The sequence below is a fragment of the Streptomyces cahuitamycinicus genome (genome assembly GCF_002891435.1).
GTDB classification, from domain to species: domain Bacteria; phylum Actinomycetota; class Actinomycetes; order Streptomycetales; family Streptomycetaceae; genus Streptomyces; species Streptomyces cahuitamycinicus.
In genome coordinates this window covers 51,643-70,876 of record NZ_POUC01000001.1, presented here as the reverse complement: position 1 = coordinate 70,876, position 19,234 = coordinate 51,643, and the positions used below count along the sequence as shown (strand labels likewise).

Below are 19,234 nucleotides of genomic sequence, written 5' to 3'. Positions count from 1 at the left end.
TCGGAGGCACCCGCACCGCCGGGTGTTTGCAGGTCTACGGCCAGATGCCAGCCGCCAGGCTCACCATCGAACGGTGGCCAGAGCACCGCAGGTGAACCTGATCACCACTGGTGTCAGGAGCCGATTGCTGCCCGATGTGTTCGTGATGAAGCTGTGGATCCGCCATGCGGCATCACGGTAATTGCATGCCACCAGCACAGCGGCGACCCAGAAGGCCAGATTCCAGCCAACCCCAGCCCACCCACTCATGACTTCTCTCCTCGGCGCCGTCGAACCCTCAGCGCCGTCGAACCCTTGGCGCACGCTGTTCAGGCCGCTCCGACAGCCGGCCGAGCCCGTCAGCCCGCCAGGGTTTGGCGGGACGGCCTCCGTGATGACGTACGCCGCGACGGTCAAGCGTCGAGGTGAACCGTCAGGCTCAGGCCAGGGACTCGAAGTACGCCTTCTGTGCCGGGTAGTAGTCCTCGAAGTCAGGCCGTGGCCCGCCCGTGCGCGCGGCGGTGAGCATGTCCAGGTAGTACTCCCAGCCCGGGCCGGTCTCGCCGAGGTGCTCTGTCGAGGCGAGATGCTGGACCAGGCGGAGTTCGGTGGTGCCGTCGGATTCGGCCAGCAGCAGCTCCATCGACCAGGAGCCGGCCTCGTCCTCCATCGAGACGGCGAGTCGGCGCGGTGGTTCGCAGGCTTCGATCCGGAGTGGGCACCAGGGCGCCGACTCCTCGAAGGCCAATTGCACCTCGACAGTGCTGCCGGGCGCCGCCTGGCCGCGCCACGGGCCGAACCAGCGGGCAGCGCGCTCCGGCTCGGTGACACTCGCCCAGACGTCGTCGGCGGGGGCGCGGTAGGTGCGGGTGAGGACGAGGTCGTACCCCGTAGGCGTGGGGATGACTCGTCCGGTGGGCTCAAGGGTCATGCCGTGTCCTCCTCGGCGTGGCGTGCGGTGTGCCGATCGTCGGTGTGCTCAGCCCGACTGCGGTCCCGGCGGGTGCGGTAGACCTCGGTCTCCAACGCCGCAAGACGCTGCGACCAGCCGACACGCTGGGCGTCGAATTGAGTGAGCCAGGCGGCGAGGTCATTCAGCGGGGAGCGGACGAGCGAGTAGCGCCGATGGCGTCCGATCTGCTGGTCCTCGACCAGGCCGCTCTCCCGCAGTACGCGCAGATGGCGGCTGACCGCGGGCCGGCTGATGGCGAACCGGGCAGCGATGTCGCCTGCCGTCAGCGGGGTGGCGCGCAACATCATCAGGATCTCCCGGCGCACGGGATCGGCGATGGCGTCGGCTACCTCGCTCAGTGCGTCCACACCAGAAGCGTAACCTATAGGTTACGCATCATGGTGGCCGACCCCGCGGTCCCCTCCACGAGGTCCGTCAACACGCCGATGTCCGAGCGCGATCGCCGTCCGGAGACCGGCGCCGACCCTCCTGACACGACGGCGGCCGGTGCACTCCGGTACCTCGGTGGGTCCGTCCTCCGCCGCACGGCGGAGGACGGACCGCCGCTGCGCACGACGCGCGGCTGCCGTGGTCCTGGACAGCATGTGGTCATGACCGCAGCCACCGCTTCTGTCCCCGCCGCGCCCGTCTGGGCCCGCCGCGCCGCCCATGCCATGGCGCTGTGCGCCGTCCCGTCCGGCCTGTGGCGCATCGCCATGGCGTCCGGGATCTATGTCGGCTACAGCGACCAGGTCCTGAGGGACGCGTACGACATTCCGGGATGGGGGATCGCGTACGTCGTCAGCCTCTCCGTCTTCACCGAGCTGGCCGCCCTGTTCCCGCTGCTCCTCGTCAGCGACCGGTGGCGGCCGCTGCGGCCCAGGACCCTTGCCGCGCTGGCCTGGACCGCGTCGGCCGTCCTGGTCCTGGTGGCACTGTGGCAGCTCGTGATCGCCTTCACCGTCGAGAGCCGGACGTACATGTCGAGCGGCACGGCACAGACCGTCTGGGGCCTCGCATTCGCTCCGCTGGTCGCCGTCCCGGTCCTGATGACCGCGGTGACATGGTCGTACGCAAGCCGGCATCGGGCCCCTGGCCGGAGCGGCTAGGCCGTGTCACAGGTAGCGGGTGAGTCCTGGGCGAAGAGTTCTTCGACCAGTTCCATACAGCGCAGGCGGGCTTGGGAGAAGTCGTACGGCATCTTGCCGACGGCTTCGAACGCGCTCATGGAGTCAGCCTCCCGCCTGCCTGAGCTGAGGTCGGCCTCGTCCTCGCCGTCATCGGCGGTAGTGGCGTGCAGAGTGTCCCAGGCGTCGAAGAGGGCATCGTCGTCCTCATCCAGGCCGGACTCCTCGATGACGGTCTGGAGGGCGCTTTCGAAGGCGTGCCGCTCGACGGCCACTTGAGCCACCCGTGGATCATCGACGGCGACGCTGTCATCGAGTGCCTCCTCGGCGTCGTCGATGCGGTCGGATTCCTCCCGCAGAGTGGGATGCGTGGCCAGGGCGACGAAGCGGGTGGCCTGGACGGCCGCGCCGAGCGGGCCGAAGATCCGCTCAGTGACCAGCAGACTGTCCAGGTCCGTCTGACGCAGGGAGCCCTCGGGCAGGCCCTTGAGGCGTTCGGTGACGAAGTCGGAGAGCAGGCCCATCCGGCTGCCTTGGGTGCGCATCCGCTGCACGGCGGTCCGTTGCCGCCGCAATTCCGCCTCCTGCTCGGCGAGGGTTTCCTCCAGCCGCTCCAGGATGCCCGCGATACCTTCTCCGCTGTCCGCACCGGCGGAGGCCGTGCCGGTGGTGAAGGCGTCACGGATGTCGTCCAGGGCGATCCCGGCGTCGGCCGTCTTCCTGATCCACAGCAGGCGGATCATGTCCTCGTACCCGTAGCGGCGGCGGTCATCGCCGCCCCGCTCAGGCTCGGGGAGCAGCCCGATCTCGTGGTAATGGCGAATCGCCCGTGGCGTGATGCCGGCGAAGGCCGCCGCGTCACCGATCTTGACCTTGCGGGGTGGCATGAAGGACGAATGCACGAGCAGGGACCTTTCCTCAAGGCATCGGGACGTAAGTCCACCGGACCACATGCCGCTACGGAAGGTGCAACCTCATACACGCCGCTCCGCCCTGTGCCAAGAAATGCGTCCTTCCTCCGTAATGATCGCAGGGCCGTCCTTTCCTGCTGTGGCATCCGCACGACGGCAGGCTGAGGGTTCACAGCCACTGATGACTCGCCGCGACCTGAACCGTCGCCTCGAACCGAACCGCAAGCACGCCAAGGCCGGTGAAACCAAGGTGCCTTGGCGTGCATCAGTCGGGTACCGTGCGGGCCATGTCGAGTCCTGAGTCAGACAGGGTGGGGGCTTTCGGTCACGCCGTCAGCCCCCTGAACCACTGAGCTCGTAGCCCTGTCGTCGCGCCGCATTCTGCGGCCGGGCGCGAGTATGTCCGTAGGGCTGGCCGCGGTGACGAGATGACCTTCTCGTGCTTCTCTCACCCCGGAGCCACTCGATGCCTCTCCCGCTGTATCTGCTTGCCATAGCGGTCTTCGCCATGGGCACCTCGGAGTTCATGCTCGCCGGCCTCCTGCCGGACATCGCCTCGGATCTCGACGTCACAGTCGGGACAGCAGGCACGCTCACCTCGGCCTTCGCGGTCGGCATGGTCGTCGGTGCTCCCCTTGTGGCCGCGCTTGCCCGCAACTGGCCCAGGCGCTCCAGCCTTCTCGCGTTCATCCTCACTTTCGCGGCAGCTCACGCCGTGGGCGCCATCACCACCAGCTTCCCGGTCCTGTTCGCCACCCGGGTCGTCGCCGCGCTCGCGAACGCAGGGTTCCTCGCCGTCGCTCTGACGGCTGCAGCCACACTGGTCTCACCCGACAAGAAGGGACGTGCGCTGGCCGTGCTGCTGTCGGGCACGACGGTGGCCACGATCGCCGGTGTCCCCGGCGGGTCGGTACTCGGCACGGTGCTCGGCTGGCGGGCCACATTCTGGGCTGTCGCCGCTCTCTGCCTGCCAGCCGCTCTCGGCATCGTGCAGGCAATACCGGCCGGCCGTGTGCAAGAAGAGGCGACTGGCGGGCCGGCATTGCAAGCAGAGCTCGCCCAGCTCACAAGGCCGCCATTGATGCTGATGATGCTGCTCGGCGCGCTGGTGAACGCAGCCACGTTCGGCAGCTTTACCTTCCTCGCCCCCGTCGTGACCGACACCGCCGGGCTGGGCGAGTTGTGGATCTCTGTCGTTCTGGTGCTCTTCGGCGCCGGTTCCTTCGCCGGGGTCACCGTCGCCGGCCGGCTGTCCGACCAGCGTCCCGGTCTGGTCATCGCGGTCGGCGGCCCGCTGCTGCTCATCGGCTGGCCGGTCCTGGCGGTGCTGGCCAACGAGCCGGTCGCCCTGTTCACCCTCGTGTTCGTGCAGGGCGCCCTGTCGTTCGCGCTGGGCAGCACCCTGATCACACGGGTCCTCTACGAGGCCGCGGAAGCCCCCACCATGGCCGGGTCGTATGCGACCGCGGCACTCAACGTCGGCGCCGCCATCGGCCCCCTCATCGCCGCAACCACCCTCAGTACCGCGGTCGGCAGCCTCGGGCCGCTGTGGGCAAGCGGGCTCCTGGTTGCCATCACACTGCTCATCACATTCCCCTTTCGCACTGTGGTCGCGGCCGCCCGTAGCGCCGAGATGTTCCCGTGACACATGCGAACACCCTCCTGAACATGAGGGACGCCGAAGGCTCATCGAACGCTGCCGCAGCCGTCTGATCGCCCACATGGCAGCTGACCGATCGCCCACACGGCCGCCGAGGCCGGCGTCTCCCGCGCCTGCCTGTCCAAGTGGAAGAACCGCTACGACCAGTACCGGCGAGGCCGGGCCGCGGGACCGCTCCAGCGTCCCGCACTCCTCACCGGCCCAGACCCCGCCCGACGTCGTCTTCGCGATCGCGCAGGTTGTGCACCTGCCGGCCGCCGCCATCGAGAAGTGCCGGGACCTGTTCCCGATGACGGCATCCCGGACGCACCACCTACCGCGTGCTGCTCACCCGACGGCCCGGCCTCACTTCAGGTGTCGGTCCAGGAAACGGCATCCGTCCTCCAGCTCGAACCACGGGGTGCCGGTGTGCCCTCCCGGATTGGCGTGCAGCGTCTTCTCCTTGCTGCCGAAGGCGTCGAACAGGTCCAGGGCCCGTTGCCGAGGGTTCCCCTCGTCGTCCCACTGCAGCAGGAACAGCAGCGGAACGGTGACCTGCCGGGCCTCCTCGCGCTGGGCACGGGGCACGTACCCCCCGGCGAAGAAGCCTGCGGCCGCGATGCGCGGTTCGACCACCGCCAGCCGAATGCCGAGGGCGGTCCATCCCCCGGAGTACCCGACCGGGCCGCCGATCCCGGGCAGTTCGAGGAGGGCGTCCAGAGTGGTCAGCCATTCCGGGACCGCGTTCTCGACCAGCGGGCCGATGAATGACTCGAAGATCTCGTCGGCCGGCTCGCCGGTGTGCAACGCCCGCCGGAGCTCGGCACGGGCTTGCTCGTCCGCGGCGGAACGGGGACGGTCACCGCACCCGGCGGCGTCGATGGTGGCCACCGCGTAGCCGCGCGCCGCGGTGTACCGGGCCCGGGCCACCAGCCGGGGCTGCGCCTTGGGGAGGCCGTTGTTGTGGGCCATCAGGACCAGTGGGGCCTGTGCGGATCCAGGCGTCCACAGGGTGCCGGGGATCTCGTCGAGGGTGAATTCGCGCTCGAGGACCCCGTCGTCGAGGCGCTGTTCGGAAGTGAATTGCACGGTCGTGCCTTTCGGGAGGGCGCGTGAACGGCGCTCCCGGACGACCTATCGCCCGACCGTGACCCCGGAGGGGAGCACCCATGTCGACACTGCGTTCACGGGTACCACCTCCTCGTTCTCTCGCACGGCCTCCGGGAGAGTAGCAACGGTCGCCATGGCCCGCCACCGGTTATCGCGCAGACTCCATGACCGGATCCAAGCCTCCGGGTACCTCGGCGAGGAGTGCCGCCGCGTTGTCCGCACACCTGACACGAGCACTCTCTTCACGAGGAGCATCCATGCGGTCAAGGGGCAGAACCGTCGTGGGAGCGCCGACCGCCGACCCGCAGCACCGCCTGGACGCACGCGGTGCCCCGCCGGTCCTGGTGTCCAACGCGTTGCACGACCCCGCCACCGGCTACCCGTGGGCGGCAGGCTCCTCACCTACGAGGGCCACGGCCAGGCAACGTCACCAGCGGACCGTGCATGGAGGACGCCGTGGACGGCTACCTCACCGACCTGGCCGTCCCGCCCGGACTCGGTCAACGCGGCGGGATCGCCGCCTCGGCCGCTGCCTTGATCCGGGCCGCGAAGGCGGGCGCGTCCTTGCGGGCGGCGGTGAGCGCCAGGCCGACGAGCAGCTTGCCGAGTCCGTGGCCCTCCAGAACGTTGTGGAGACGGACCCGCGTCCTGCCGTCGGCCAGCGGCTCCAGGTCGTAACCGCCCTCGGTCACCGCCACGCTGTTCTTGGACACCTCGGTCCACCGCATCCGCGCCGGGGCTTCGAGCTCGGTGATACGGAGCTCCCTGGCCGTCTTCACCCCGGCGTCCTTGACCGTGCTGCGGAAGACCGTTCCCACGACGGTCGGCGTCTGCGGAACCCGCTCGATCCTCAGCACACGGGGGCTGAACTGTGGGTCGTTGCGCCCGTCGGCGAGGTAGTCGAACACTGCCTCGATGGGCCGGTCGATCTCTGTGGTCGCTTCGAACTGTCCTGACATGAGGGCTCTCCGGGCACTTGGTCCGCGCGGTCGTGAAGGGCCGTCAGTGCGTCCTGCCGTAACGGCATCGAGACCCTACGGGAGCGCCGTGCATCCCGCGAGGCGAGAAGCGGGCCATCGGTGTTCCGGCCCGGAGCGATCAAGGAAGCCCCCGGAGCGATCAAAGAAGCCTGGGTACGGTTCGCGCCACCGCGTCGGACGTCGCGTCGCCCGTCGTTCCGGGGCAGCGAGCACGATGATCGGTCAAGAGGCCACCCGGGCGGCTGAACCCGATGCGTTGGCGCGTCCGTTCCGGTCCCAGGTGCTCCTGCTGCCGCTCAGTGCGTCCTTGGCGTGCGCTCGGTCCCATGACGCAATGGGTGTCCACGTCGTGCTGGAGCAGCCTCCCGCCCTCCCCACCGTACGGCGAGCGCCCCGCCCGGTTTCCCGGGCGGGTTTACCGAAGACGTACGCCGTGTAGCGCGTGACGCGCCCGATGGCCTGGTGAGCCCGGACGACGGCGATGACCTCGTCCCACTCGCGGGCGTCGAGCTCCCTCAGGCCGGGCCACCGCACGCACAGGGCCCGTCGGCCGGCCCGGGTGGACGCGAAGCGGGCGAACAGGGCGGAGAGTTCGGCCGCCCTGTGGAGCACGGGAGTCGTCCAGTCGAGGATCCGGTACGTGCCGAAGCCGGCGGCGGATGCCATCAGTGGGTACCGCTCGCACGGTTCGATGTCGTCGAAGCGCCAGGTGCGGCGTACGAGGCCGTTCGGGTCGAGGGTCTCCATCGGCTGATCCATGCGGGACGTGACGTCCACGAGGACGAGCCGCCCGCCGGGGCGCAGCAGTCGGAAGCTGTCGCTCAGGAACGACTCACGGCCTTCATGGCCGAAGTGAAAGGCGGCTTCCAGGCAGTGCACGCAATCGAAGGAGCCGTCCTGGAGCGGAATGTCCGCCGCCTGCCGTGGCAGAGCCGTCGCGTCGGCGACGGCGAAGCGCGCGCCTGAGCGGCTGCCGAAGCGGCGACGGGCCCGGTCGATCTGCGAGGGCTGGATGTCCACCCCCAGTGCCCGGCATCCGGCGGCGCCGAGCCGCGCCGTGGTGTCACCGCGACCGCACCCGGCATCCAGGACGAGCTGCCCGGGCCGGGCATTCAGCAGTCCCAGCGACCGGCGGGCCAGACGGCGCTGGAAGAACACCGGCCCCGCCAGGGCCGCGACCGGAAGGGTGGGCAGCGTGAAGTAGCCGATGTTGGCCAGGTCGCCCCAGCCGAGGTGCTTCAGGACCCGGAAGAGCACGCTGTCGTCGCTGTAGGCACCGGCGAGGCTGCCGCTGTCGCCCATCCCGCACCCCCTGCTTCCCATGGGACACATCTGTGGCCCGCTGCCTGTGTCACCGCCCCGACCTGTATCTACACTGAGCTCATTGGGGATGTCCGTGACATACCGGAACCATCATGCGTCATCAGCGGATGCTCGTACCGGTCCTCGCCCTGGTCCTCGTGATGGTGCCCGCGACCTCCGCGCAGGCACAGGGTGAGGAAGTCCCGCGCGGGCCCACGTTCGCCGCGCGCGCCCTGCAGGCGCTGATCGACGGTATCCAGTTCGGAGTGATCATCGCGATCACATCGGTGGGACTCTCGCTGATCTTCGGCACCATCCACCTGATCAACTTCGCGCACGGTGAGTTCGTCACCATCGGCGCCACCTTCGCCTTCTTCCTCAACGTCTCCCCGGCCGGTCCCGGGTGGCATCTGATCCCCGCAGCCCTCGCCGCGGTGGTCTTCGGCGCCCTGCTGGGCGGCGCGGTCGATCGCGGCATCTGGCGCCCGCTGCGGGCCCGGGGCACCGGGCTGATCAACATGTTCATCGTCACCATCGGACTCTCGCTGCTGCTGCGCCACGTCGTCCTCGTGCTGTACGGAACCCGTCCCGCCTCCTACGCGCAGTACGACATCCAGAGCACGATCGACCTGGGTCCGGCCGGTATCACCCCGCGGGACCTCACCGTCACCCTGCTCGCCGTGCTGGTGCTTCTCGGCGTCGCCGCGCTCCTGCAGAAGACACGGATCGGCACGGCCGTCCGGGCCGTCTCCGCCAACCGCGACCTCGCCGAGGCGTCGGGCATCGACGTCCAGCGGGTGGTGCTGTTCGTGTGGATGCTCGGCGGCGGACTGGCCGCGCTCGGCGGGGTCTTCTTCGGCCTGGTGGAGATCGTCACCTGGGACATGGGCTTCAAGCTCCTGCTGCTCATGTTCGCGGGGGTCATCCTGGGCGGCCTCGGCTCCGCCTACGGTGCGATGGTCGGCAGCCTCGTCATCGGCATCGTCGCCCAGATGTCCACCCTGTGGTTCCCGGTCGACCTGCAGTACGCGTGGGCGCTGCTCGTCCTCATCCTCGTCCTCCTCGTCCGGCCGCAGGGCATCCTCGGCCGGGCCGAACGCGTCGGGTGAGGGGTGTGCCATGGACTTCTCGGCCATCGTCTCCGACGCCCTGCGTTCGGGAATCGGCCCCATCGCCGCCGTCTACGCGCTCGCCGCGATGGGACTGAACCTGCACTTCGGTTACACCGGCCTGCTGAACTTCGGCCAGGTCGGCTTCATGCTGGTCGGCGGCTACGGACTGGCCATCACCGTGTCGACGTACGACGGCCCGATGTGGCTCGGCGTCCTGGGCGGAATGGCCTGCGCGGTCGTGCTGGCCCTGCTGCTCGGCCTGCCCACCCTGCGACTGCGCGCCGACTACCTGGCGATCACCACGATCGCGGCGGGCGAGACGCTACGGCTCTTCTACCGGTCCAGCTGGGCCGAGCCGGTCACCGGCGGGGTGTTCGGACTGCAGCGCTTCGCCAACGACTTCTACGCACTCAGCCCCATCGAGCCCGGCACCTACGGCGTGTGGCTCGTGAGGTTCAGCTCCCGCGACCTCTGGGTGATGATCGTCGGATGGGCGCTGGTGCTCGTGGTCGGAGGCCTGCTCGCCCTGCTGATCCACAGTCCCTGGGGCCGGGTGATCCGGTCGATCCGGGAGGACGAGATCGCCGCGCGCAGCCTCGGCAAGAACGTCTACGCCTACAAGATGCAAAGCCTCGCGCTGGGCGGCGTCATCGGGGCGGTCGCGGGCATGATGCAGGCCATCCAGGTGCAGTCCGTGAACCCGGACAACTATGACCCGGGCGTCACGTTCTTCCTGTACACGCTGCTCGTACTCGGGGGCGCCGGGCGGATCCTCGGGCCGGTCGTCGGCTCGATCCTGTTCTGGTTCGTCCTCAGCTTCCTCGACAGCGCGCTGCGCCAGGCCATCGGCGCGGAGTACATCTCGCCGGACCTCATCAGCACCTCGGAGGTAGGCGCGGTGCGCTTCGCCCTGGTCGGGGTCGCCCTCGTCCTGCTGGTCGCGTTCCGGCCACAGGGCATCCTCGGCAGCCGGAAGGAGATGCTGCTCAGTGGCCGCTGACCCGGTCGTGCCCCACCCGGGCCGGCTCTCCGCGATCGATCCCGAGCCGGGGGTGCGCAAGCCCGATCCCCTGCTGATCCTCGACCAGGTGACCCGCACCTTCGGCGGTCTGGTCGCCGTGCGGGTCGAGCACCTTGAGGTGCAGCGTGGCGTCATCACAGCGCTCATCGGCCCCAACGGCGCCGGAAAGACCACGTTGTTCAACGTGGTGAGCGGGTTCGACCGGGCCGACGGCGGCCGATGGTCGTTCGAGGGGCGGCCGCTCACCGGCTCCCCGGCACACCGGGTGGCGCGCCGGGGACTGGTCCGAACGTTCCAGCTCTCCAGAGCGCTCGCCCGGCTCACTGTGCTGGAGAACCTGCTGCTCGCCGCACCCGGGCAACGCGGCGAAGGGGCCCTGCCCGCCCTGCTGCGACCGCTGTGGCGCGGGCAGGAGCGGGAGTCCGAGCGCCGGGCCGACGAACTGCTGGACCGGTTCCGGCTCGGGCCCCTGCGCGACGACTTCGCCGGCACGCTCTCCGGCGGGCAGCGCAAACTGCTGGAACTGGCCCGCGCGCTCATGACCCGGCCGGTGATGCTCCTGCTCGACGAACCGATGGCCGGGGTGAACCCCGCGCTGGTCCAGTCGCTGCTCGGACACATCACGCGGCTGCGGGACGAGGGGCTGACGGTGTGCTTCGTCGAGCACGACATGGACGTGGTGATGGGCATCAGCGACTGGGTGGCCGTCATGGCCGACGGCCGCCTGGTGGCCGAGGGCCCACCGCACACGATCGGCCGGAACGCCGCCGTCGTGGACGCCTACCTGGGCAAGCGGCACGACGAGCCGGAGGCGACCGACGAACAAGGCGAACCGGAGGCGACCGACGACCAGGGCGAGGAGGAGTAGCCATGTCCGCAGAGGAGCAGGTACCGGTGCTGGCGGCCGACGAGATCGTCGCCGGCTACGTGCCGGGCGTCGATGTACTGCGCGGATGCAGCGTCGAGGTGCGGCCGGGCGAGGTGGTCGGCGTGATCGGCCCCAACGGCGCCGGCAAGTCGACCCTGGTCAAGGCCGTCTTCGGGCTGCTTCGGGTACGCGGCGGGACGGTGCGGCTGCGCGGCGAGGACGTGACAGGACAGCCCGCGCACGAGCTGGTCCGGAGGGGCGTGGGCTATGTGCCGCAGCTGCAGAACGTGTTCCCCACACTGACCGTCGAGGAGAACCTGCGGATGGGCGTCTATCTACGGCCCAAGGACCACACGCGGCGGGTCGCGGCGGTCGAGGAACTCTTCCCCCTGCTGGCCGACCGCCGCAAGCAGAAGGCCGGCGCCATGTCGGGCGGCGAGCGCCAGATGCTCGCGATGGCCCGGGCCCTGATGATGGAGCCGCAGCTGCTGCTGCTCGACGAGCCGTCGGCCGGCCTGTCACCACTGCACCAGGACCACGTCTTCGACCGGTGCAGAATGATCAACAGTGCGGGTGTCGCCGTGCTCATGGTCGAGCAGAACGCCCGCAGGTGCTTGCAGCTCTGCGACCGCGGCTACGTCCTCGACCAGGGCCGCAACGCGTACTCCGGCACGGGCACGGCCCTCCTGCACGACGAGAAGGTAATCGAGCTCTACCTCGGCACACTCGCCCGCGTGCGCTGATTCCCGCTGTCGGTCCTCCTCGTCACTCCTCGGCCCTGCTGGTCTCGGTACGCAGGGTCTGCAGCTTTCCTTCGTCGTCGTAGCCGTACACCTCGATCGACGCCTGGCCCGGTTCGCCCTTGTCGGTGAAGTCGAGCGGACCGCTCACACCGTCGTAGTCGATGTCCCTGCCGTCGGCGAGCAGCTCCTTGCAGGCGGCGAAGGAGTTGCACTTCTCGCCGTCCTTGGTGATCCCGTTCATCTCCTTGACGTAGTCGCCGGGATCGTCGGACTCCGCCTTCTCTGCGGCGAGCGCGATCGTCGTCGCGCAGTCGAACACCTGCGGTGCGAACTGCAGCTCCTTCAGATCCGGCGCGAATTCCTGGAGGTCCTTCACGTACTGCTCGTTCGACGCCGAGGCCGGCGCGGTCCCCTTCATCCCGGAGAGCCTCTCGGGCTGGCCCGGGGCGACCAGCGAGGGCAGTTCCTCGCTGCGCAGTCCGTCGGCGCCGTAGACGCCGATCTGGTCGGGCCCGAGTCCGGACTCGATCATGCCCTGCAGAATCTGGGTGCCCTCCTCGAAGGCGATCACCACGGCGGCATCCGGCCTGGAGTTCTCCACCTGCTGGACGACTTGGTCGAAGTTGGTCGCCTTCGGGTCGTAGGTCTCGGCCAGCGTCACCGTCGCACCGCGCTCTTCCAGCGTCTCGCGGGTGGCCTCCATCAGGCCGCGCCCGTAGTCATCCGCCCGGGCGACCAGAGCCACCCGGTCGTGACCGTCGTCGCGGACGACATCGGCCAGGATGGGCCCCTGCAACGCGTCGCTCGGGACGGTACGGAAGTAGAAGCCGTCGTCCTCGTAGTCGGTGAAGGTCGGCGCGGTGTTCGACCCCGAGCACTGCACGACGCCCGCACCGGTCACCCGGTCGATGAACGCCAGCGACATGCCGGACGCCGCAGCGCCGATGACGGCGTCCACGCCTGCCGCCAGGACCCTGTCCGCAGACTGTGCCGCAACGGCCTCCTGGCCCGCCTCGTCACTGGAGACCACGGTCGGCACCGACTTGCCCAGGACCCCGCCGGCATCGTTGATCTTCTCTATCGCGAACTTCAGCGACTCGATCTGCGGCGGGCCGAGATAGGCCAGCTGTCCCGTCTCCGGCAGGACGTAGCCGAACTGGAGCTCACCATCGCCCGGCTCGGCCTGGGCGGTGCCCGTCGTGCCGCACACGGCTATCGCGAGAGCGGCCGCGCTCGCGAAGATCGCGGACCGTCGTATCGACGCTTTCATCTCCGCCTCCGCTCGTACAGGCGGCGGTGGTCGACTGGCCGGCCATCGCCCGCCATCTGTACTTGAGGTTAGATCTCAAATGAAGTCCGGAAAAGCACGAAACGCACAGTTTTTCGATTGGGTGCGATCACTCGATACGGAAGGTGTGGAAGAGGCCAGCGTCACCAGGGTTACGACGCCCGCGCCGGTCGCGCGATCGCCGCGATCGACCGGTCGACGTCGGCCTCGTCGCCGCGCTCGTGCCCGGCGTGCCGCAAACGAGTTGAGGCGAGACGGTCCGTCTTGTTACGGTGGGGGTATGGCTTTCCTCTTCTTCGTCTGAGTCCGGGCACGGTCGATGCCGCCGTCTCTGCTGCCCGTAGACCCTTCGCATGCCACCAGGACAAGTCATATGCGCGACCGCGCCCGTTTCACCCTGCCCACCGTCGCCTCCGCTGCCGTGACCCAGCTGTCGATCACGGACGTCACCAAGACCTATGGCACCCGAACCGTCCTCGATCAGGTCTCCTTCACCGTCCGCCCAGGCGAGAAGGCCGCTGTCATCGGCGAGAACGGCGCCGGCAAGTCCACACTGCTGCGGCTGCTCGCCGCTGCCGAGCGGCCGGACACGGGGGAGATCACCGTCAGCTTTCCCGGCGGCACCGGCCACCTCGCACAGACCCTCGACCTCGATCCCTCCCGCACCGTGCAGGACGCCGTCGACCTGGCCCTGACCGACCTTCGCGCTATGGAGCGAAGGCTCCGTGCAGCAGAGGAGTCGCTCGCCGACGCGTCGGACGAGGATCTCGACGCGGACGGTGAGCTGCTGATCGCGTACGAGGAACGCGGCGGATACCAGGCGGACGCCCGCGTCGACGCCGCCATGCACGGACTCGGGCTGGCCGGGATCGCCCGCGACCGCCTGCTCGGCTCGCTCTCCGGTGGTGAACTGTCGCGGCTCGCACTCGCCTGCGTCCTGGTCGCATCCCCCGAACTTCGGGTCGACGTCCCGTCAGCCATCACTATGTATCCCCGCGACATCGAGAAGTGCCCACGCCCCTGGGCGCAGGAGCGGTACCGGCAGATTGTCCGATGGAGGTCACCCGAAAACGGGGGACATTTCCCGTCGCTGGAGGTTCCCGGGTATTTCGTCAAGGATCTGCAAGAGGGCCTCGCGGCAGTGCTGTCCGCTTGAATGAGCAGGCCGTCGCCGCGGCTGGGACGCGAGGCCGCAGGGCTGATACAGCCGAACTGCGCCCAGATCGCCCAGAGCTGGTGGCAGATCGACGTGCACTCCCGGAGCGCGCGTCGGCCGCCTCCGAGTGTGATGAGACGCTCGCAGACGGCCGGGCGGTCGAGGTGCCGGAGTCAGCAGGGCTGGGGGATGCCGTTGCCGATGTGCGTGGGCACCGGGTCGGTCTCGCTGTAGATGTCCGTGTCCTTCATCCAGCCCCACTTGCCGTTGTCGGCCTGCGTCCAGAGCCACCGGTTCGGGTGCGGGCCGCCGACGTAGGCACCGGTGTCCCTGCGGCACTCGAACCAACTCGGGTTCGAGTACATCTTGCCGACGGGACGGCTGGTGTCGGGGGTGGCGTAGACGGTGGCCCCGGAGACGTTGTTGCAGTACATGCGCATGCCGCCATCGCCCCACCAGCACGGATCGGCCGCCTCGGCCGTGCCGGAGAAGACGGTGCCCAGTGCGGTGAGTGCCACTCCGGTGACGAGGGCCGAGAGCTTGCGCGTGGGTGCTTTCAAAATGTTCCCCCTGGGGTGGAGTTGGTGGTGTGCGGCCGGCAAGGACGCACCGAGTCGGTCTCGCTCGAAAAGCTTTGAGTGGGTGGAGTGGACGCCGACTTCGGACGAGGCCTCCGTGAAGTGGACTGCACCGCTGGAGAACCGCGCTGCCGAGATCGACCGTGGCGCCGGAGCAGTGCACCCCTGACAGGTCACCGCTGCCGGCGGCCCACGGCTGCGGGCGGGACGGTCCCCATGGCGGCCTGCGACCGGGAGCCGCCGCCGACCGGACGGCTGCTACCAGATTCCGCTCTGGAGGTACGGGTTGACCGCCCTGAAGTTGCTGTCATAGCTGGCCCTGAACACGTAGTTCGGGTCGGACTGGGTGAGCCACCCGGACGTGTGCGCATAGCCGGTGCCGTCCGACAGATAGGTGCCGTCGGCGAAGGACCAGGTTCTGCCGCCGTCCCTGCTGATGTCGAGCCAGATCCAGCCCCGCAGATCCCAGCCGGACCCGACGAGCCGTCCCCAGCCGTACTGGTAGCCGTTGTAGTGGCCGGAGCGGAGCTCGATGCCGATGGTTCCGCGCTGGTTGGGGGCGTGGGTCACGCGATTGGTGGTGGCCATCACCTGGTCGGTGTTGATCGTTGCGGATGCAGCGTGCGCGGGTGTGGCGAGCGCAGCGGCACCCAGCGCGCCCAGCGATCCCGCTACCGCCGCGGACCCGGCCGACCTCAGAAGAGTCCTGCGGTCCATGGAGCGACTCATGGGTTCCCCCTCGTCGAAAGTGAAGGTGCTGACCTTGCGGGCAGCGCCGTGGACAGACCCTAGCGAGGGGGCGGGTGCTGAACTCCTGACACATGTCAGGGCAACGCATGCCCCCCGGGGATTCGCCGAGACGCACTCAGACACGTTGACGAAAGTCTCCGCTGTCACGGCGGGTGATTCCACGACGGGTGCCGACCGCCGCGCCGGGAGCCCAAGGCAATATCTGCACGGCTGCGCATGAAGGTCGCCAAAGGCGCCGGCTCACGCGCCGCCGGGCCGGCGTCCTCTTCGAACGTGGCATCCCGGTTGAACGCTCTGAAATGATCGCCACGTGATAGCCAGCGCTGACGAACGATCTGACGGGCCTCCACGGGAAGTCCGCATTCCCACCCCGGACGGCGGTCGGCTTTGGGCTGAGCGTGGTGGCACCGGAAGCCCGGTTGTGCTACTGCACGGTGCCGGCATGGACTCCCGCCTGTGGGACGCCGTCGTTCCCGAGTTGGCCCGCCACCACGACGTGATCCGCTACGACGCCCGCGGGCTGGGAGGCGCCACACCTCCGAGCAAGCCGTTCAGCGATGTCGAGGATCTGGGCGCCGTACTTGACCACTTCGGGCTTCGTCGAGCCGCGCTGGTCGGGGTGAGTATGGGCGGGGAGAGCGCGCTCGATTTCGCCCTCGCCCACCCGGAGCGGGTCGCCGCGCTGGCCCTGGTCGGTGCCTCGGTCAGCGGTCACGTCTGGCCGCAGCGCCCTGAGTTGTCGGCCTATGCCACGGCCCGGCGCAAGCGTGATACGGCCACCCTGGCCGAGCTGGAACTGACGATCTGGGCAGCCATGGGCCGTACGGCTCCCGGAGGAGAGCTCATCGAGACGATGGTCGCCTCGAACGCCAAGCGGCGAGTCGTGAACGAACAGCACTGCGTCCTCTCCCCGGGCCGTGATGCCGAACCACACCTGGCAGACATCCTCGCGCCGACGCTGGTCATCCACGGTGACCGCGACCACCCGGAGATCGTGGTGATCGCCGGACGACTTGTCACCGACATCTCCGGTGCCCGCGGCGAGACGGTCCCGGACGCCGACCACTACCTGCCACTCCGTACGCCCGAACGTCTCACCGAGCTACTGCTGTCACACCTGCCCTGACACGCCGACCACCAATGATCCGCACCCGTTGACCACCACTCGTCAGGCTGCCTCGTCGCCTCGCTGCCGCTCTTGGCGCAGCCGGTGCTGGGCGGACATGCAGGAAGCCCCGCCGGCAGGAGCAGGGCATACGACCGGGCGGTGGAGAGTCATGGGCACCCGTGGTGAGTCGGAAGCCGTCGTGGGCCGCTACTGGTGTCCTCCTGACAGATGTCAGGAAGACACCAGTAGGTCAGGGCGGTTACGTTCCCGGAGATGCCGCAGTGCATCACCGTGGGGCCCACCAGCCACGACGCGTTTCACGCCGGACTCACCACGGGGTGTGCACCCCACCCGGCCTGTTCGTCGCCCTGGCCGGTGTCCTCGCGCGAGCCCGATCATGAACCGGTTGTACGAGAGCTGGGCCGGCACCCGGGCAAGTCCCCTGTCCCTCTTGCTCCTCAGGTAAGGAATGGCATGTCCGAACTGAAGCGGTACGCGTCCCTCGCAGTTGCAGCCGTGGCCCTTCTGGCCGTCGGGTTGGCGGGACCGGCATCCGCGGACACGGCACAGACCCCGGCGGCCTTCGACAAGCAGGCCCGCGCTGCCGGCCTCAGTCGGGGCGAAGCCAACGCTCTCCAGGCCAAGGTGGACCGCTACCTTGCCCGCGAGGACGGACGACAGGTCTCGGCGAACGAGATTGCCCTGGCGGACGGTGCCAAGCTGACGGTCACCGTTCCCGGCGAGCGATACGTGCGTGAGATGAGCACGGCGTCCGCAAGCCGTGCCGCCGCACAATGGGAGTGCGACTACACGTACTTCTGTATGTTCCGTCAGGAACTCGGCATGGGTGACCGACTCGCGCTGTACCACTGTCAGGACTACGCGCTGCAGAACTGGACCGGCGACGGCTCCTACTACAACAACCAGACCCCCGGTACCCGTGCACTGTTCAAGAACCAGAACCGCAACGTCATCCACACCACCCTCGGCGCTCCCTTCAGCGTGGCCAGCTATGACTGGACCCCCGTGTGGTACGTGAGGCCCTGCTAGCACCCGTCAGGGCGATCACGAGTGCCGAGCTCGTCGTGTGAATCGCGTGAATTCGCCCCGCGCGCGGCCCGTTGGCCCAGTCCGCACCTCCTGCACCACCGGCCCCTCAACGGCACTGCCTGCACGGCGATCACCCTGCCGGGAAGTGAGCCGGCGGCCGGTGGAGCGCTGCCGCACGGGTCAGCGCAAACGCCCGCCGCAGGAGATCCAGCAGAGGATCGATGCCGCCGTCCGGTCCCGATGGCAGCCTCAGGTCCGCAGACGCCGGCGCGAAGAGGCCGCCACCAGGCGCGGGATCACGGTGGAGGACAAGAGCCGGCTTCGGCTACACGGCACCGATCGGCACAACCGACGACGGCCGCTTCCGCCGCCTCACCGTGCACCTCCCGCCGGCGTACGCCCAGCAGCTGTTCGACGCCCGCGAGGCCGGCGCCACCGACCAGCAACTGCGTCAGATCATCGCCGACGGATTCAGGACCACCTGTTTCCAGGACGGAGGAGCCCGCGCAATGGGGCTGTCGGACGTCGCCATCAACGACATCGACTACATCGACCTCGACTACTGAGTTCAGGCTGCTTCGCCGGGAACGCTCACCGCCGCGTCGAGCCAGCTGCTCGAAGGGCCCCTTCATCCGCCCGGAGGTCGCTGCGCCCCGTACACCGGCTCCGGGGTCGTCGCCTCCGCGAGGAGCTTCAGCGCGGCCTCGCCGGCCTCGGCCGGAGACCAGCGGGCGCCCTTGTCCGCCGTGGGGCCGGGGCGCCATCCCTCCATGACCGTGATGCGACCGCCCTCCGCCCCGAACACCCGCCCCGTCACACCGGCGGAGGCCGCGGAGCCGAGCCACACGACGAGCGGGGACACGTTCTCCGGAGCCATGGCGTCGAAGCCGGTGTCAGGGGCCGCCATGGTCTCGGCGAACGTCGCCTCGGTCATCCGGGTACGCGCCGCCGGGGCGATGGCGTTGACCAGGACGCCGTATCGGCCCATCTCGGCGGCGGCGACCAGGGTCAGCCCGATGATCCCGGCCTTGGCCGCGGAGTAGTTGCCCTGGCCGACGCTCCCCAACAGTCCCGCTCCACTGCTGGTGTTGACGACCCGCGCCGCCGGGACCCGGCCCGCCTTGGCTTCCGCGCGCCAGTGGGCCGCCGCGTGCTTCAGCGGAAGGAAGTGCCCCTTGAGATGGACGCGCATGACGGCGTCCCAGTCGTCCTCGCCGAGGTTCACCAGCATGCGGTCGCGCAGGAACCCGGCGTTGTTGACCAGGGTGTCGAGGCGGCCGTAGGTCTCGACGGCGGCGCGGATCAACGAGGCGGCGCCCTCCGTCGTGGCGATGTCCCCACCGTGGGCGACCGCCTGTCCGCCGCGGGCAGCGATCTCGTCGACGACGAGCTGGGCGGGCGCCGTCCCGGATCCGGTCCCGTCGAGGCCGGCACCGAGGTCGTTCACGACGACCCTCGCACCCTCGGCGGCGAGGGCGAGGGCGTGCGCCCGGCCGAGTCCGCGCCCCGCCCCGGTGACGATCGCGACACGTTCGCTGCACAGTCCGGACATGCTCAGGG

At 69.2% G+C, this 19,234-nt stretch carries 18 protein-coding genes and 2 pseudogenes; 10 read left to right on the top strand and 10 right to left on the bottom strand.

Going from position 1 to position 19,234, the window contains the following annotated elements:
• Nucleotides 1-418 precede the first annotated feature (418 nt).
• Complete coding sequence (locus C1J00_RS00330) at nucleotides 419-910, bottom strand: SRPBCC family protein (RefSeq protein WP_102907011.1); 492 nt, start codon at nucleotides 908-910, stop codon at nucleotides 419-421.
• Nucleotides 907-1,299, bottom strand: coding sequence for a metalloregulator ArsR/SmtB family transcription factor (locus C1J00_RS00325; RefSeq protein ID WP_102907010.1), 393 nt, complete (start codon nucleotides 1,297-1,299; stop codon nucleotides 907-909). The genes C1J00_RS00330 and C1J00_RS00325 overlap by 4 nt, the downstream gene beginning before the upstream one ends.
• Nucleotides 1,300-1,542: 243 nt before the next feature.
• Here C1J00_RS00325 and C1J00_RS00320 point away from each other — a divergent pair, with 243 nt between their 5' ends.
• On the top strand, nucleotides 1,543-2,040 hold the full coding sequence (locus C1J00_RS00320) for a hypothetical protein (protein WP_102907039.1): 498 nt from the start codon (nucleotides 1,543-1,545) through the stop codon (nucleotides 2,038-2,040).
• Here the strand turns inward: C1J00_RS00320 and C1J00_RS00315 are convergent.
• Nucleotides 2,037-2,960 carry a MerR family transcriptional regulator gene (locus tag C1J00_RS00315; protein WP_102907009.1) on the bottom strand — a complete coding sequence of 308 codons (924 nt, stop codon included), beginning with the start codon at nucleotides 2,958-2,960 and terminating at the stop codon, nucleotides 2,037-2,039. The genes C1J00_RS00320 and C1J00_RS00315 overlap by 4 nt on opposite strands.
• A gap of 475 nt (nucleotides 2,961-3,435) precedes the next feature.
• Between C1J00_RS00315 and C1J00_RS00310 the strand changes: the two genes are divergently transcribed.
• Nucleotides 3,436-4,614 carry a Cmx/CmrA family chloramphenicol efflux MFS transporter gene (locus C1J00_RS00310; protein ID WP_102907008.1) on the top strand — a complete coding sequence of 393 codons (1,179 nt, stop codon included), beginning with the start codon at nucleotides 3,436-3,438 and terminating at the stop codon, nucleotides 4,612-4,614.
• Between the two features lie 360 nt (nucleotides 4,615-4,974).
• On the opposite strand, the gene C1J00_RS00300 is transcribed toward C1J00_RS00310, so the two are convergent.
• The 3 genes from C1J00_RS00300 to C1J00_RS00285 all read right to left on the bottom strand — a co-directional run bounded on the left by C1J00_RS00300 (nucleotide 4,975) and on the right by C1J00_RS00285 (nucleotide 8,000).
• Nucleotides 4,975-5,697 (bottom strand): dienelactone hydrolase family protein, encoded by a 723-nt coding sequence (locus tag C1J00_RS00300; RefSeq protein ID WP_102907007.1) that lies wholly within the window; start codon nucleotides 5,695-5,697, stop codon nucleotides 4,975-4,977.
• Nucleotides 5,698-6,218: 521 nt separating this feature from the next.
• Entirely contained in the window at nucleotides 6,219-6,677 is a 459-nt protein-coding gene (locus C1J00_RS00290; protein ID WP_102907006.1) for an SRPBCC family protein, read from the bottom strand.
• Nucleotides 6,678-6,920: 243 nt separating this feature from the next.
• Entirely contained in the window at nucleotides 6,921-8,000 is a 1,080-nt protein-coding gene (locus C1J00_RS00285) for a class I SAM-dependent methyltransferase (RefSeq protein WP_102907005.1), read from the bottom strand.
• Between the two features lie 113 nt (nucleotides 8,001-8,113).
• Here C1J00_RS00285 and C1J00_RS00280 point away from each other — a divergent pair, with 113 nt between their 5' ends.
• Genes C1J00_RS00280 through C1J00_RS00265 form a run of 4 tightly spaced genes read left to right on the top strand, consistent with a single transcriptional unit; the run spans nucleotide 8,114 to nucleotide 11,744 of the window.
• Nucleotides 8,114-9,109, top strand: coding sequence for a branched-chain amino acid ABC transporter permease (locus tag C1J00_RS00280; RefSeq protein ID WP_102907004.1), 996 nt, complete (start codon nucleotides 8,114-8,116; stop codon nucleotides 9,107-9,109).
• 10 nt (nucleotides 9,110-9,119) lie between these two features.
• A complete protein-coding gene (locus C1J00_RS00275) occupies nucleotides 9,120-10,112 on the top strand; it encodes a branched-chain amino acid ABC transporter permease (protein WP_102907003.1) in 993 nt (330 codons plus the stop codon).
• Nucleotides 10,102-11,001, top strand: a complete 900-nt coding sequence (locus tag C1J00_RS00270) for an ABC transporter ATP-binding protein (RefSeq protein ID WP_102907002.1) — start codon at nucleotides 10,102-10,104, stop codon at nucleotides 10,999-11,001. Before C1J00_RS00275 ends, C1J00_RS00270 begins: the two co-directional genes overlap by 11 nt.
• Before the next feature lie 2 nt (nucleotides 11,002-11,003).
• A complete protein-coding gene (locus tag C1J00_RS00265; RefSeq protein ID WP_102907001.1) occupies nucleotides 11,004-11,744 on the top strand; it encodes an ABC transporter ATP-binding protein in 741 nt (246 codons plus the stop codon).
• A 22-nt stretch (nucleotides 11,745-11,766) separates the two neighbouring features.
• Here the strand turns inward: C1J00_RS00265 and C1J00_RS00260 are convergent, their stop codons facing one another.
• Nucleotides 11,767-13,014, bottom strand: coding sequence for an ABC transporter substrate-binding protein (locus tag C1J00_RS00260; RefSeq protein WP_102907000.1), 1,248 nt, complete (start codon nucleotides 13,012-13,014; stop codon nucleotides 11,767-11,769).
• Between the two features lie 391 nt (nucleotides 13,015-13,405).
• Between C1J00_RS00260 and C1J00_RS00255 the strand changes: the two are divergent.
• Nucleotides 13,406-13,990: pseudogene (locus tag C1J00_RS00255) on the top strand (ATP-binding cassette domain-containing protein); the annotation flags it as partial.
• Nucleotides 13,991-14,361: 371 nt separating this feature from the next.
• Here C1J00_RS00255 and C1J00_RS00250 read toward each other — a convergent pair.
• Nucleotides 14,362-14,748 (bottom strand): hypothetical protein, encoded by a 387-nt coding sequence (locus tag C1J00_RS00250; protein WP_245936106.1) that lies wholly within the window; start codon nucleotides 14,746-14,748, stop codon nucleotides 14,362-14,364.
• A 276-nt stretch (nucleotides 14,749-15,024) separates the two neighbouring features.
• Nucleotides 15,025-15,495: a hypothetical protein gene (locus C1J00_RS00245; RefSeq protein WP_146046107.1), complete on the bottom strand. Its 471-nt coding sequence runs from the start codon at nucleotides 15,493-15,495 to the stop codon at nucleotides 15,025-15,027.
• A 331-nt stretch (nucleotides 15,496-15,826) separates the two neighbouring features.
• On the opposite strand from C1J00_RS00245, the gene C1J00_RS00240 reads away from it, so the two are divergent.
• From C1J00_RS00240 to tpg, 3 genes and pseudogenes are all read left to right on the top strand, one after another.
• Nucleotides 15,827-16,642, top strand: coding sequence for an alpha/beta fold hydrolase (locus tag C1J00_RS00240; protein WP_342751633.1), 816 nt, complete (start codon nucleotides 15,827-15,829; stop codon nucleotides 16,640-16,642).
• Nucleotides 16,643-17,098: 456 nt separating this feature from the next.
• Nucleotides 17,099-17,674, top strand: a complete 576-nt coding sequence (locus C1J00_RS00235; RefSeq protein WP_102906997.1) for a hypothetical protein — start codon at nucleotides 17,099-17,101, stop codon at nucleotides 17,672-17,674.
• Between the two features lie 145 nt (nucleotides 17,675-17,819).
• A pseudogene (tpg, locus tag C1J00_RS00230) lies at nucleotides 17,820-18,240 on the top strand (telomere-protecting terminal protein Tpg); the annotation flags it as partial.
• 62 nt (nucleotides 18,241-18,302) lie between these two features.
• Here the strand turns inward: tpg and C1J00_RS00225 are convergent.
• A complete protein-coding gene (locus C1J00_RS00225) occupies nucleotides 18,303-19,226 on the bottom strand; it encodes an SDR family oxidoreductase (RefSeq protein WP_102906996.1) in 924 nt (307 codons plus the stop codon).
• Nucleotides 19,227-19,234: the final 8 nt, after the last annotated feature.

Bases quoted from the DNA above. Each gene is read 5' to 3' on its own strand.
- C1J00_RS00275 (WP_102907003.1), top strand. From the start codon at position 9,120: ATGGACTTCTCGGCCATCGTCTCCGACGCCCTGCGTTCGGGAATCGGC.
- C1J00_RS00285 (WP_102907005.1), bottom strand. From the start codon at position 8,000: ATGGGCGACAGCGGCAGCCTCGCCGGTGCCTACAGCGACGACAGCGTG.
- C1J00_RS00320 (WP_102907039.1), top strand. From the start codon at position 1,543: ATGACCGCAGCCACCGCTTCTGTCCCCGCCGCGCCCGTCTGGGCCCGC.
- C1J00_RS00280 (WP_102907004.1), top strand. From the start codon at position 8,114: ATGCGTCATCAGCGGATGCTCGTACCGGTCCTCGCCCTGGTCCTCGTG.
- C1J00_RS00330 (WP_102907011.1), bottom strand. From the start codon at position 910: ATGACCCTTGAGCCCACCGGACGAGTCATCCCCACGCCTACGGGGTAC.
- C1J00_RS00245 (WP_146046107.1), bottom strand. From the start codon at position 15,495: ATGAGTCGCTCCATGGACCGCAGGACTCTTCTGAGGTCGGCCGGGTCC.
- C1J00_RS00235 (WP_102906997.1), top strand. From the start codon at position 17,099: ATGTCCGAACTGAAGCGGTACGCGTCCCTCGCAGTTGCAGCCGTGGCC.
- C1J00_RS00310 (WP_102907008.1), top strand. From the start codon at position 3,436: ATGCCTCTCCCGCTGTATCTGCTTGCCATAGCGGTCTTCGCCATGGGC.
- C1J00_RS00290 (WP_102907006.1), bottom strand. From the start codon at position 6,677: ATGTCAGGACAGTTCGAAGCGACCACAGAGATCGACCGGCCCATCGAG.
- C1J00_RS00260 (WP_102907000.1), bottom strand. From the start codon at position 13,014: ATGAAAGCGTCGATACGACGGTCCGCGATCTTCGCGAGCGCGGCCGCT.
- C1J00_RS00265 (WP_102907001.1), top strand. From the start codon at position 11,004: ATGTCCGCAGAGGAGCAGGTACCGGTGCTGGCGGCCGACGAGATCGTC.
- C1J00_RS00225 (WP_102906996.1), bottom strand. From the start codon at position 19,226: ATGTCCGGACTGTGCAGCGAACGTGTCGCGATCGTCACCGGGGCGGGG.